The sequence below is a fragment of the uncultured Aquimarina sp. genome, from assembly GCF_947496855.1.
GTDB lineage: Bacteria > Bacteroidota > Bacteroidia > Flavobacteriales > Flavobacteriaceae > Aquimarina.
In genome coordinates, this window is record NZ_CANMED010000004.1 from 1 (window position 1) to 16,119 (window position 16,119).

Sequence of the window (16,119 nt, forward strand, 5' to 3'; positions counted from 1 at the left end):
GTAGACTCTATTTGATATGAACCATTTATTATGAGTTGTGTAAATGCCCCAGTGACAGTTACATTATCAATCTGATCTCTATCAATTGCTTCTTGCCAAGAAGTATTTAATGGTCGAATATGAGTTTTATAAATATATCCCGAACCAGATTGTGGAGCATTGGGAAGGTTTACAGTAACTGATTTTATTCCTTTTCCTGCAGAAACAGTAATATTTTGCTGAGCGATCCAATTGGTAGCTGACCAAAATTCTACTATGATTTCTCTATTTGTAGATGCTTCATAATTTACATCTATTTGATATGAGTTTGCTTGTACAATACTTGTAGGAGCATTACTAAAAGAAATTTTATCTTCAAGTAATTGTTCCTCTACACTTACATTATTGATTTGATCTCTATCCAAAGCTTCTTGCCAGCTACTACCAACAGGCCTAATATGTGCTTTATAAGCATAGCCTGTACCAACCGCTGGGGCTACAGGAAGATCAACCGTAATAGTTACAGTCCGAGATCCTTTTTCTACTGACATCATTTTTTGAGCAAGCCAATTCGTTCCTGACCAGAACTCAACAACAATTTCTCTGTTTGTTTGTGCACTATATTTAATATCAAACTCATATGAGGTTTGAGGTTGAATTGATGTTGCTGCATTTACAAATGCTATCTCATCAGGAATAATAGTATCATTACAATCCTCACCAGGTAGTCCGTAACAACCAGTACCTGTAGGACCTAAAATGGGATTCCAGTTAATTCCTGGCACCCAATTTTCTCCTCCAAATTCATATGCACCTGCATCTGGTGCTGATCCAACAAAACCATCAGTTATACCCGATATTCTTCTACCAGCGTTTACAGCAGGAGAATTAGATCTTAGTGTAAATTTATTACCATTATAATTCGTATACCCTGATTGAGTAATTACATTATTTTGTTTATCCGCATCTCTTTCGAAAGTACCTTCATCCTCTTGTGTAGAAGGGTCATCCTCAGTTCTAACATCAGCAATATTGTTCCATACTTTCACATTTGAAAAAGCTGTTCCTTCCTTATGCCAAGCTCCCATTGCTCCACCTTTAGCCTTTACCAAAGTATTATTAAAGACATCAATGTCTTTACCATTCCAGTTGATCTGAACTCCGGTCCATTCTACATTCCACACCACATTGTGATGAACCGAAAAAGCTTCTGCATCATTATCAAGATAAATCCCAGCTGCTTTTCTTAATTTTCCTCTACCTTCATTATCATGAAACCAATTATGATGAATCTTACCATTATGAGGACCTCCTACAGTGTATAATAGGGCACAATCATCATTAATCAAATTTGCCTTATAAATATCATTATAAGAAAATTCACTATTATTATTAAAAAATTGAATCCCATCTCTTCCTCCTCTAAAAATAGTATTGTTCTTAAACAAAGTATTTTTACCTCCTCTGGCATTTATTGGCGCGTCATAAGATCCCAAGTAATTAAAATCGTGAATTCTAGAATTTAGAATCTTGTTTTTATCTCCACCTACTTTAATACCGTTTGCTGCTCCAAAGGCTATTTCACAACGTTCAACTACGTTGTTATTTCCCTCCATTAATACACTTTGTTTATTGGCTGAAAATCCTTTTTGAACACCTAATATATGGTTCCCATAAAAAGAAGAAACTCCATAAATCAAATTGTTATTCGAATTTCTAGGCATGTCGATTGATCCCCCAAATACAGCTAAATTTTTAATATGTACATAGCTTCTACCAGAAAGATCAATAGTTACCTTTCTTCTTCTCATCTGCACAGCTCCATTAGACGGTGCAGAACCGTTTGGCATTTGAACAAATAATTCTTTGGTTTGGGAATTAAACCACCATTCATTTTGATAATCCAATGCTCCTTTTACTCCTTCTAAATAAAAATCTCCTTTATCTTTTGGGGCATGAAACGTACGTATCCAGTTTGGATTTTTATCTAGTTTGAAATTCACTCTTCCGGGAGAACTACTATTAATAAGTGCTTTCCAAGCAATCCATCCAGACCCAGGTTTATCTCCATAAAAAAATACAGTTCCACCTGACCAATTAATATTAGGGATTTGGGATGATGTCAAAAATGCACCATTAACGACATTACCTCCACTACCTCCATCGTTTCTGCGAGAATTCAACGTAAAAGGTGTACCATCTGTGTTATTAGGCCACCTAGCAAGATCCATAGCTGTGTTACCATTTAACACAAAATTTTCCTGACCTAAATCCCAGTCTACTTTTATCTTGTAAATTGCTCCATTATCTTTCTGCCAACCGCTTAAAGCTTGCATAGCAGAAATAATTACTTTTTCTCCATTTTTAGCAATATATGTTATCGGTTGACCCGCACTACCAGATCTAGCTGGTCTAACAATTTCTTCATAGGTTCCTTGTCCAATAATAATAACATCACCAGCTTGTGCTACTGCAGATGCTTTTCCAATTGTCTTATATGGACTTGATTGTGTTCCGGAATTTGAATCATTTCCGTTTTTTGCTACATAAATATTTTTCGCATGTAAAGAAGACACAAATATGAATAAGAGTATCCATATACATTTTCGAAAAAAGATTTTAAAAGTTTGATTATTTTTCATTGTTAATTGTTGAGTTTGATTATTTTCGGCAAAAATAATATTACCGCTTATTTCTGTATTACTTGTTCTATTAACCGTAGGTATTATGCTAGAATTCGTTAAATCGATCAACGATTTGAGATCTAAAAAGCTTCCTTTTTTTTCCAATAAATTCTATTTTATTGGCTCTTTTTTAAAGATTGATATAGGTGATCATTTATAATTGATCACCCATATCAATACCACGTTTTACTATCTGTTGTTAACTATAATTTTTCTTCTTGAAGTTACGTTTTGAACACCATCTTTAATCTCTAAAATGTAGATTCCTTGTTCTAGGTTATCCAATGAAAATGTGATTATTGATTGTCTTTCATTTGGATTAGCTTGATGGATTAAATTTCCAACTAGATTTGTCAATTTTATTTCTGTTTTTTCCAAAACTTCAAAGCCTGAAATATTGATACGGTTTTTAGCTGGATTTGGATACACTTTTATATTTTCTAATAAATCTGTTGTTGCTAAAGAGGTAGGGGGTTCTGTACCCCAAACCAAGTTTCCATTCACATATAATGTCATCTCATTATTAAACTGAAAATCGGCAAATAAAGGCTTATAAGAGTAGTCATCATTTTCATCAAAAGAACTCCAATTGGTTTTAGCAAACCTTGTTTGTATGGATCCAGAATTCTGACCAGGCATTATCGTCCCTGAAACTGAATCAAATGAAATTTCAAGATAATCTACATTATTCTGTTGACCAAAAACGCCGTCAACCAGTCCAGTTCCTATTTGTGCCCAGTCACACCAGAAATTAAGGTTGTTATTACCCTCTGAAGTAAACCAATATCTAACTGTTACATCCTGATAAGAAACTGCAAGATCGCTATTGTTTAGAATTCTAAAGTGTGGATTAATCATGTTATCTACTACACTACCATTACCTCCATCTTTATATTCTAAGGATATATCCGAAACTGGAAGTATTTCTTGTACTTGAATTACTATTGTACCACTATCTATTCCTCCCTGTCCATTATCCACCTCGAGTGTTACCGTATAGAATCCAACACTATCAAAGGTATGCACAACTATTTGACCTGTTTCTGTTATTCCATCTCCAAAATCCCAAGAGTAACTTAATACATTATTAGAAGGATCTGTAGAACCCGAACCATCAAATGTTACTTCTAAAGGAGTAGAACCTGAAGATACATCTACAATAATATTCGCAATAGGATTTCCATCAGAAATTACAATTTTTCTTACCGTAGAATCTTCAACTTTCCCATCACTTACAGTAAGCTTTATATCAAATTCTCCAGCAGTTTCAAATTGATATGTTGCCACCATTCCTGTCGCCGTATTACCATCTCCAAAGTCCCACTGATAAGATAATACATCGCCGTTTGCATCCGTTGACTCTGAAGCATCAAAAGTAATAAGTTTTGGTGCAATTCCTGTTTCGATATCACTTGTAAAAACAGCTACCGGTGCTACATTTGAATCTGTTACTGTAATTGTAATCGTTTCGGTATCAGAGTTTCCATTACCATCATTTACTGTAAGAGTAACTAAGGTTTCTCCAAATTCTGTAAATTCATATAATGTTACTGCACCTGTAGCAATATCTCCATTTCCAAAATCCCAATTGTATGTTAGAACATCTCCATTTGGATCTGTGGATCCTGATCCATCAAATGTAACAGATAAGGGCTCAACGCCACTTATAGTAGAAGCTTGAATTACTGCCGTTGGTGTATCTATTGTTGTTCCTGGTTCAATACCGCTAACTAATTTTCCATTAAGATATAAGGCTACTTTATCCCAAGCAGCAAATTCCTTTTTGGTTCCGTCATATGAATAATCATTTGTTTGATCCGTGTCCGACCAATTACTATTTGCTATTTTAGGTTCCATTCTACCAGAACCTGCGTTTCTTCCTAATATTCCCGCAGCTGAGTCGAATGTAATTTCTAGATAATGTTGATTAGCCTCTGTATTAACAATTTGTCCTTTAACATTATTACTCCCGATCATTGCATAATCTATAAAAAAACTAAGTGGCAAATCAACCTCTGTCTCGAACCAATAGCGAATACTTAAATCTGAATACGCAACGTCCTGAGATGAATTATTAAATAGTCTAAAATGTGGTTTTATAACATTAGTTATAGCCTCTGTAGAAGCATCCTTATATTCTAACGACAACACACCATCTCCTCCTATTTGAATGTTTCTAGATGTTGATGTTTTAGTTACCCCATTAATACCTGTAGCTACAGAAGTAATACTATAATTACCATCTGGCAAGCTTGATACATCTAACTCATAGGGAGCTGTAGTATCTTCTCCAATCAATTCTCCATTACTAAAAAATTCTACTTTATTAATGGTATTATTTTCATTTAGCAAATTCGCTTCTATATGAACAATACTACCAGTAACATACTTATCTCCAGACTTGGGAGATAATAAAGACAAATAAATAGTTTCTCCACCTGACATTTCTTCCATTCTCAGAGCATGCTCTTTATAAATAGCCACTTCGACATCACCTTCGAACACTCCAAACTTATCTCTTGGTGTATTATTATCAGGAAACCACCAGAAGCCACTTGCTCCTATCTTATTTTCCTCAATAAAAGTATACATCTCTTCCCACCACTCATATCGTTCTTGGATCTCTACATTAAACTCTCCTATATACAAGGGTTTTTTTATGATATTATGAGATTCATTTGCCCATTGCTCCATTAGTTTCATGGTTTGTTCCAATGTAAAATTGGACCAACTTTCTCTAATATATGGATGAGCTGATGTAAAATCAACATATGGAGATTCATGTATTTTTATAAAGTCATTTCCTTCATCGCCACCAAAATTATACTTCGTTCCGTGAGCTTCTAAACCAGTTCCTAATAAATGATTAGGATCAAGTTCTTTTATAAAAGCACCCATATCATCAACCCAGGCTCTTAGAACATCAGAAGTGACATCATCACCAAATCCCTGATACCTAGGTTCATTCATTAATTCCCAAGCAAGAATCGTAGGATCGTTTCTGTATTCTATATTATCGTAATGATTGACTCGAGTAAGAAAATACTCCACATAATCTTTATACCCTTGCACAGCAGATGCATTAGTAAAAAACTGCCCTTGATCGTGCTCTCCACCTCCCTGTACATCGATTCCTTCCCATGTAAGACGATCTTTAATCCCTCCATAGTCATTCCAATAATTTTCTAACGCCACAATCAGTTTTATACCGTTAGCTTCTGCTGATTTGATTATATAATCGAATAGAGAAAATTGACCTTCGCTATAGACTCCTTTTTGAGGTTCAAAACCGTGCCAATCTTCATGACTAAATCCCCATAATCGTACAACTCTAATTCCATTTTTATATAATCTTCGCATATGTTCATCGATACGATCTTTATCCATAAACTGCGTTTCAATATCGCCACTAGAAGATCCATATGTGAAAAAATCATATACATTGGCTCCAGAAAAGTAATAAGGTCTGCCGTCCAACATGAATTTTTCTTCTTCTGCATATACAAATCCCATCGGAGCAGCTTTTTGTTTTTGAGCGAATAAATGCATACTAAAAAGCAGGCTCGCTATTAATAAAATTTTAATGTTAGTTTTCATTTTTAAAAGAGTTAGTTGTGTGTGTGTTAATCTAAATTTGAATTGATTATTATTCCAACTACTCACTACTTATGAATCCCCCGATTCTAAAAACACTCCATTTTAGGTGTTCTAAATTCTTTCTTTTTTAAAAGTTTATTGTTTAGAGTTTTATTTTATAATCGCTGTTAGATCTCCTATTCAAAAAGGAGATCTAACAGTGATTTCTTTATTTAGTAATTTGTTTAATTACTGTTTTCTGATTCTTCTTAATTTGAATAAAGTATATTCCAGATTGAAACATATTCATGTCCAATTTAATTTCGCTTAGATTTTTTTGGATACGTTTAGATGATAAAACTCTTCCATTTATATCTACAACACTTATGAATGCTCCTTCAAAATCTTGATTACTCTGCAGAGTAAGGTAATCCGTAACCGGATTTGGAAATGCTTTCACTGTAATCAAATCATCCTCTATAAATGGGTCTTTTAGTAAACCTTCACAATTTGGAGAACTATTTTCATTACTGAAATACATAGTGTATGTACCGCTTTTAGAAACCAATACAAGATTATTTCCATCTATAGCTACATCATAAGATCCATCGAAGTTTAATATTTCTGTTCCTGAAAAAGTGATTGTAGGTTGAACTTGATTGAATGTTTGACTTACAATACTAGCTGTTAAATCAATCCACCAAGCAGGGTTACCATTATTAATATTCATAGAACATTGCCATAACCCATTGTTTTGCAAATCCCAATTAATCGTAAAATCAGCCACGTTGCTCAAATCCGGACCTCCTTCTCCTAAAACATAGATATAATCATAGGAAGAATTTGACAATGTAGGTAATGGATTTTCCATGGGAACACCAAAACTACAGGTAGTCGTACCTGTTGATTCGCTCACGGTAAGCGTACTTACTTTACTATCCGATAAAACCCCATCATTAACTGTTAGAGAAATAACATATTCTCCTATAATCGTATAGTTATGATTGACATTTACTCCATTTCCTGTTGTTCCATCACCAAAATCCCAGAAGTATTCTAAATTATCTCCATTCATGTCAGAAGAAGTAGAAGCATCAAAACTGACCGTCAAAGGAGCAACTCCTGATGTTACCGACATGTCAAAATTAGCGCCGGGAGCAACATTCCCTTCCAGAACACTTATTGTTGTTGGGTCTGATGTATCAGAAACTATTCCATCACTAATTGTCAAAGTAACAGCATATGAACCTGATATGGTATATGTATATGAAGGGTTAGCTAAGTCACTAGTGTTACCATCACCAAAATCCCATATATATGTAATACTTGAACCATCTGGATAAACAGAACCATTAGCATCAAAATTGACTAACAAAGGAACATCTCCAGAAATTGGTGTTGCAGTAAAACTAGAAATTAAGGTTGGTGTTTCATCTTTAACATTAATCACAATCGATTCGGTATCAAACTTACCATTTCCATCATCAACAGTTAACACAACCTCATAGTCTCCAGTAGTAACGAATGTAAACTGATTAGTAATCCCTGTAGCCGTATTACCATTACCAAAATTCCAAGAATAACTTAATGAATCATCATCTGGATCACTAGAGGCTGAAGCATCGAAGTCTACCAATAGTGGAGCCACTCCTGATATGATACTAGAATTTATAATCGCATTTGGTTTTCTATTAGACACCTCATTACCAACTGGTTCCAGTCCCCAAACCAGCTCATCTTTATAATACAATGTTGCTAATACATGTGGTTTTAGAGAAGTTTTTCCGGAATCGTATGAATAATCATTTCCTTGATTATGAGTCTGGAAACCTGAATGATGCAATCTGGTTTGAATTTGACCAGACTTACTATTAGCATTTAAATTTCCAGAAGATCCACTAAAACCTATCTCTACATAATTATTTTCCATATTGTTATCAAAGACACCAGTGGTTCCTACTACAGCCGAATAATCAATATTAAAGTTCATAGCTTGACTGTGTTCCGGAGTATACCAATATCTAATCTTAAAATCGCTTAATGCATGACTTTCTGATGATTTGCTTACGATTTGAAATACTGGTTTTAATTCTGATGTAGACACACCAGAACTATTATCTCTATATTCTATGCTAAAATCCGTATCAGGAAGATTATTAAATCGTTCATCAACAGTTATTGAAATCTCCGCGGAATCTCCAGTAATTTCTCCACTTTCAGTTGCCAACGATAATGTAATGGTATGTGTACCTTCTGACAAGCCTGAAACTGGTATTGGTGTTATTTCGAACATTGAGCCTTTCTCTATTCCATCAATAAAATACTTCACATGTTGTCCACCAGCAATAATATCCCATTTATAAGTAGAAAATTCTATTTCGAAATCAGGCCCTACCAATCCTCCATCTGATGGAGATTGAATAATTGCTGTAGGGTTCTGAGGTAATGTTTCGTTGGTAACGATTACTGTAATTGTCTCACCTAAATCAGTTACAGAATTATCGCTTCGTTCCATCTGTAGGGATAATTCATGTGGCCCTTCTGATAAAGCAGTACCATCTGTAAATTCTCCTTCTGAAGTTATCAAACCACGATCCTGTCCATCTATTTTAAACCTTAATTTATATTGCTGAGATGGTAAATCCCATCCTTCGGTATTAAAATCTACGTTTAAAGGAGTATTAACTAATTCCCCGTTCAAAGGTGATTGAAAAAACACATCAGGTAAAGGTCCGATTGGTGTATCTGCATCACCTCCATGTAATGTCCATAAAACAGCTGCATCAAACATAGAAAGTCCTTGATCTGTTAATAAGTGCATAAATTGATCTCTTAAAGGAAATGCTACTCTTCTTGAAGGAATATCTATGCTAGCCTCATACCCAAATAAAATAGGTTTAGTCCCTGCCTTCGCAATTACAATTGCTTCTGCTGTAGGATTCCCAAAAGGTAGACTTTGCGTAATCGAATATAAAGCCGTACTTGCCCCTGCACCTGCTGCCATAGGATGAGTAGGATCAGAAACTGTAATTGTAGAAAATCCATCTTGTGTTATACCAAAATCTGTATTCAATTCTCCAGAAGTCATTCTCAATTTCCCATACATAAATGGATTCCAAGTCATTAATGGAACTCTTGCTCCTTCTAAATCATTACCTAGTTCTCTAGGGTCAACAGTAGAAGAAATTAATGCCATATCAAATGGATTAGCAGATTGAGGACTGGTCGCTTCTTCATCTGAGAACAAAGTAATTTTAAATCCTAATTGTTGCTCCAAACGAGATTTAATCCTTTGATCTTCTGACGTTAAGTTATTTTTATCTCCAACGACAAACATAACCTTAATTGTGTTTTTATACTTAACTGTAGATTCTGGAGTAATAGAACCCGTATTTCCATTATTATAAAATACTTTAGCGGAAATTGAATAGGTTTTCCAAATGACAGGAGTCCAGGTTGACTCAAAAGGTACTGCGGTTACCTCATCCACCATAATATTGTCTACGAAATATTGAACTTTAGTAATCCCTTCAATATTTGTTTCCACACTTAATTTTATCGGATCAGCCTTATCTATATTAGTCCCATCTTCTGGTGAAGATATTTTAAGTATTTGTTGAGATTCTTGGGCTATTTCTGATCCATCAATCTGTTTTATATAGGCCTCTAACTGTTTTATTTGATTAGCATTTAAAGAGGAGGTCGTTCCATGTGCATCATTAAGATTATTGGCTGTAAACACTTCTGCTATCGTTTTAGCAACTCCATTATGCAAATAAGGTGCTGTCGCCCATACATCTTTTAATGTAGGGACATCTACCCCAACTAATTCTTTTTTAAGACGATTTCCACTTGTGGCCGAAATGGTTCCAACATCATGTAGCTTTCCTGTTTTACTATCTGTAAAGGCTTCTCCACTATGACAAGAGGCACATTTTAGATCTTCAAATAAAGATTTTCCTGCAATACCATCGGTTGTTAAACTTCCATCATTATTTCGATATGGACTAGGGCTAAAACTATTTAGAGATTCTATGTAAGCTGCTAATGCATCCAGATCTGTTGATTTTCCTTTTTTAGCATCTCCTAAAGTAAGTGCAGTAGTACCTTCATTAAAATCGGCATTACTCATAAAACCTTGTCCATTAAAATGAGAGCGCATATCATTTTCGAAATCTTGTATTTCATCGAAATTAGCACTCCAGTGTACTCTTCCGTGACCAGTTCCTGCTCTACCGATAAGAGAGATGGTGTTACGTAATCCTTCTCCTCGATCTGTGAAATCCCAGGTTCGACCATCCTGAGTTCCATCTTGATGACAGGTAGCACAGCTGACATATCCATCAGTTCCCATTTTTAAATCTGATGCGTCATAAAATATTTGCTTTCCTTTTAACTCAACAGAACTTAATTCTTCATTAGTAACTGTAAAAACCGTAGCTAACTCTTCTAAAGTATTACTACCAGTTTTAATCATATCTGCGGCATCAAAAACCGTTATGCTACGATCCATAAAGTTTTTTACAAAAACACGATTTGTGGTTGGATCAATTGCTAGTCCCTGAGGTGCTTTACCTACATCTTTCTTTAGTAATTCCAGTCCTTTTTTAGGATCTATAACCACGATTCTATTATTTCCTTGCATTGTAACCAGCAAATAATTACCTGTTGGAGTATATAGTGCTGATGATGGTTGACCATGATTGTCTATATCCAATCTTTTCGAAATATCTTCGTTACCACTAATTAAATTAATAGGTGAAATCGCCGTACGTACTACATTATCAAAAACTAATGGTTTACCATCTCTGTTTAGTCCTCTTAAAATATTATCTTTTTTAGCTACCGACCAGGCAGATTTATTATCTGGATGTATAGTGATTCCTGAAACATAATTTGGCAATCCTCTGCCTTCATTTCCATTATCTTGTGTGAAATCATCTATAGGAAGTGCAATTGTATTATTTAACGTAAATGTATCTAGATTAACTTCCCAAATTTGCCCTTCTTCATCTGGTGAGATAAATTTTGTAACTAATAATTTAGTCCCATCACCACTGACAGCTAATGCACGAGGCGTTGCTCCTATTTCCAAAGTAGCTTTTATACTGTTAGTAACAGGAGATATTTCCAGGATTTTTCCTGATCCAAAAGCAGATAAAAACCCCCTACTACCATCTGGTGTAAACACAATACCATATGGACTTGCCCCTCTATCTAATGCTATTTTTGTTTCTAAAGAACCGTCTTTCTTAATTACATATACTTCATCAGAGTCTCTACAGGTAACCCAAGCTTTTCCATCAGTGTCTAATGCTATGCTTACTGGATCTTTACCCACGGTTACTTCCCTGATCATAGATAAGTTATCCGCATTGACCATTGCAACTGAATTATTATCAGGATTAACAGACCATACCACTCTATTATCGGCATCTATAGCTATTGGACTTGATTGAGTAGGTAAATCTGACGATATGGATGCGGCTACTACAATTGATTGAGAGCCTACAACAAAACCACCATTATTATCAGACACCTGTACTTGTACTAAATAGTTCCCAGCTTCTGCGAAGATATGAGAAGTGTTTTTTCCTATCCAATCTGTTTTTGGGGAACCATCTCCAAAATCCCATCGATAACTGAGTGTGTTCCCATCTAGATCGGTTGCATTCGCAGTGAAATCTATTACAGTCCCAATAGTCACAGGAGAAGCAATACTTAAATCTATTCCTTCAATATTTGGTGATTGGTTAGAAGAATCTCCACCAGTAGTAAAGTAGAAAACATACTCTTCCATTCCGTTACCTACTGCATCTTTTATGCCTCCTTCTAACAACTTCACTTCATATGTTGTATTAGGTAGGAGGCTTTCTTTTGGCGCATAATTAATCACCTGATAAGAAGTTGTTGTGACATCTCCTTCAATCGGTGATCCTCCCAAAGGACTTACTTGTATTGTTTCATCATTTATGGTAAGATCGTCCAAAGTTTCATTTATTACAAAACCTATAGTAGACGTTACTGGTTGGTTGATTGCTCCAACTTCAGGAAAATGATGACCTACCGTTGGAGATGTTTCATCCAAACCATCTTGATGTGCAAAAATCGAAGTTTTATCATCTCCACTAGCTATTAAAATATGCCCTATTGGCATCCACTGATTATCTATAAACTGTAAAGTTTCATCACTTGAAGGTGGATAAAACTCCTGTTCAATTTCCATCGTTTCAAAATTGAATTTCACACCTCTATCGAAACGACCAGAAAAACCAAATTCATCTTGAAATATCATGTATCGACCTAAAGTAACCTGATCAGAATGTAAACTAAACCCTAGTTTTACATCTGTAGGATCACTAATATCAAATGCTACTAGTGCATTAGGGCCTTCATTACCACTCATAAAGACTAAGTGATTTCTCCATAGTTGAAAACCTGTACTATATTGTTCATGAGGTATATCCCCTCCAAAAGACCCTAGAAATTTAATGTTTTCAGGATTTCCAAAATCAAATACATTAATATCTCCTGTTTGTGGCGCATAAAAAACGTAATTTCCGATTCGAACTACCACATCTGGTAAAGAAACAGTAGTAGGTATATCATCCACCTGAACTCCTGTTCTCATATCAAATACTCTGTTGCCGTCTATAGTGTGAGGAAATGTTTCCAGGTTATCATAATTAGATTGCCCATCTTGTACTGTATATAGAATATCTGATGAAGTGATAGGCTTTCTTTCTAACATATTAGAAAGATCTAAATATTTATATCCTGTTCCTTCTACTTCTGGAACTGAATACTCACGATAAAATAAATCTCCCTCTAGTTTCCACCAGCGATGACCATTATTGGCAGCTTCACTAAATTGTACTCTCTTAGGAATGGTTGGGTTAGATACATCCCAAACACCAGTTCCCGCTTGGCCATTTATCATTAAATAGTTACGATGATATGTATTGATTCTATCTCCTTCAGGAAAATTAGAAAGAAAAGTTCCTGCTGGCCAGGTTTGTGTTGTCATCGATGGTCCCGCAGTTCCATCATATACATCTAATACAGATATGACGGCAAGACCGAATGAGATTGATATTGCTATTGTGTAAAAAAGCGTTCTACGGATATTTTTTATATACGCAAGCCATCCACACTTATTTTTTGGTGTTGGTCCCATAATAAGTAGTGAGTTTTTGAAAATTTTTTTGCTTACTTTCTGTTTAGAGAAAGGCTTTTGATTTAAAGACAATTTGAAAAAAAAGGAAGAGTCCAGGGTATGAATCTCTCCCTCTTTTTTTTCATATTATTGTTTTATAATTTGTTTTGTTATGGTTTCTTTTTGATTAAAGATTTTAATAAAATATACTCCAGATTTTAATTCGGAAAGATTTAATTCTACCGTATTTGTATCAGTAATTGAGGGAACTCTTTTAACAACTTTTCCTGATACATCAAGTATATCTAATCTTGCGTTTTTAAGAACCTCAGCGTGTCTAATCGTTAACTTATCTGATACAGGGTTCGGATATGCTTTAACCTCTACTTCATACTCCGTAAACGGATCTTTTAATTGCTGTTCGCAATTAGGAGCGGTACTACTGTTACTGAAATAAATGGTAAAAGCACCACTTTTAGAAACTAATACAAAGTTATCTCCATCTACAGTCGCATTATAAGCCCCATCTAGATTAGGGAATCCGGTTCCTGATAGTATAACACTTGGCTGTGTAGAGTCAAAATTCTGACTGGTTATACTACTTTTAAGGTCATTCCACCAGCTTGGCACACCATTATTGGTATTCATAGAAAATTGCCATAATCCACTATTTTGTAAATCCCAATTAATTGTAAAATCAGTAACATTACTAAGATCAGGCCCACCAGATCCTAATATGTACATATTACTGTAAGAAGTATTTGGAATGGTTGGTAATGCATTTGGTAAAGGTGCTCCAAAAGTACAATCTCCCCCATTATTAGGTGCTGTAATTACAATTGTAATTGATTCAGTATCCGATATCCCATCAGTATTAGCGACAGTTAGAACTACTACGTAACTACCTGCAGTAACAAATTCGTGATTTATTGTCATTCCAGAACCTGCCGTTCCATCACCAAAATCCCAACTGTATGTCAATGTACTTGCATCAGATACCGTAGAACCCGAAGCATCAAAGTTTATAGTTGTTGGTGCTATACCACCAGTAAGATCAGTAGAAATATTCGCCGATACCACTGGTATATTAGTATCTGCATCGTTAGCAGTTATTAATACCGTTTCTGTATCACTAAGAGTTCCATCACTTACGGTTAAAACTACTTGATACTCTCCTATATCCGTAAACAGGTGAGAAATACTTTCTCCTGTAGCTGTGGTTCCATCTCCAAAATTCCAACTAAATGTTAGATTATCACCATCCGGATCTGAAGAAGTTGAAGCGTTAAATGAAACAGTTAATGGTGCATCACCAGAAGTTATATTACTTGTAAATCTAGCTGTAGGAGGAAGGTTTCCTGTTCCCCCTACAACATTTGGAATAAATGGTGCCAAATGGGGAGTTAGCACATCTAATTTCCATTGATTAACGTTTGTCCAATCATCTTGTAAAATTCCGCCAGTATCTCCAGAATTAGGATTCATGCTCCAGAAGGTCCATGAATATCTATCTCCCATAAAATCTGTGAATTCAGTGAACCAAGTATAGGCTATACCTCCAAAAGCATCTTGATTTTTTATTCCAAACTCTCCTAAAAATAAAGGAGAAATCTCTTCTTCGTATAAATAATGGAAATTATCATTCCATAATCCTGGCATATTTTGTGGAAAATTTGATGCTGTAAACCAATCTTGCTGTGATACTTCTGGACCATATTCGTGTGCAGAATACATTAGTTTACTTGGATTCGACAATTGTACAGGGTATTTTTTTGCTCCCATTAACTGTCCTCCCCACCAATAGGAATTTCCTTCAAACTCTCCAACTCCTTCTACAATAATCAAAACATTTGGGTTTATCGCTAGAACGGCGTTACCACACCTTTCTGCTGCCTTGTTCCAATCTGAAGCTGGATTACTATCGCCCCAAGTAGATCCGTGAGGTTCATTATTCAAATCCATAGCTACTACAGCCGAAAAATCTTTATATCTATCTGCTATAAAAATCCAGTCGTTAATCCATCGTTCTTCAGAATACTCTGGTGTATACCAAACTGCTTCATTTAAAAATCCATCAGCTGCTCGAGAATGATTATCTAAAACAATTTTCATGTCATTTTCCTGACACCAGCGTACAAATATATCTAATAGTTCAATTGGTTTACTGACTGTGGTTTCCTCTTCGTTCATTGGAGATACTCCAGTATATGGATCGGTACCATATGAGTTGATTGCTATAGTTGCACTTGGATTTAACATTTCGTTACACCAAGGAACACGAATGGTATTAAAACCTAAATCTTTGATTTGTTGTAATACACTTTTCATATCTCGAGACCATATCCCGTGCGGAGAATAATTTTGTGTTTCAAAACCAAACCAGTTTACTCCTGTCAAGCGTACTTCTTTTCCGGTTGAATCATATAGCTTATTTCCGGATGTTGTTAAAAAATTTTGTTGTTGGCCTAAAACTTCTGATATATTGCCGAAAAGCAATAACAGAATTACTAAATAATTTATGAATTGTTTCATGTACTTATTTTTTTCACTTTTACCAATTGTGGTGATGTATTAAATCAAAAGTTTATATAGAAATATGATCGAATGGAAAGTGTTCTTAATCCTTTCTCTCGATTTTAAAAATAACGATCATAAAGTTTTTATCTACTAAACTTGAAAGAGCTAAAAAAAAGAAGAGAGAGGCTATACAACCTCTCTCTTTTT

General features: G+C 35.1%; 4 protein-coding genes. All 4 read right to left on the bottom strand.

Annotated features, from left to right (window positions below; all coding sequences use genetic code 11):
- The coding region (locus Q0921_RS12365; RefSeq protein WP_299257257.1) for a right-handed parallel beta-helix repeat-containing protein at positions 1-2,768 on the bottom strand (2,768 nt) is incomplete at its 3' end.
- Between the two features lie 84 nt (positions 2,769-2,852).
- On the bottom strand, positions 2,853-6,260 hold the full coding sequence (locus tag Q0921_RS12370) for a PKD domain-containing protein (RefSeq protein WP_299257259.1): 3,408 nt from the start codon (positions 6,258-6,260) through the stop codon (positions 2,853-2,855).
- Positions 6,261-6,468: 208 nt separating this feature from the next.
- A complete protein-coding gene (locus Q0921_RS12375) occupies positions 6,469-13,416 on the bottom strand; it encodes a PKD domain-containing protein (protein ID WP_299257260.1) in 6,948 nt (2,315 codons plus the stop codon).
- Between the two features lie 126 nt (positions 13,417-13,542).
- Positions 13,543-15,927, bottom strand: a complete 2,385-nt coding sequence (locus Q0921_RS12380) for a cellulase family glycosylhydrolase (protein ID WP_299257263.1) — start codon at positions 15,925-15,927, stop codon at positions 13,543-13,545.
- Positions 15,928-16,119: the final 192 nt, after the last annotated feature.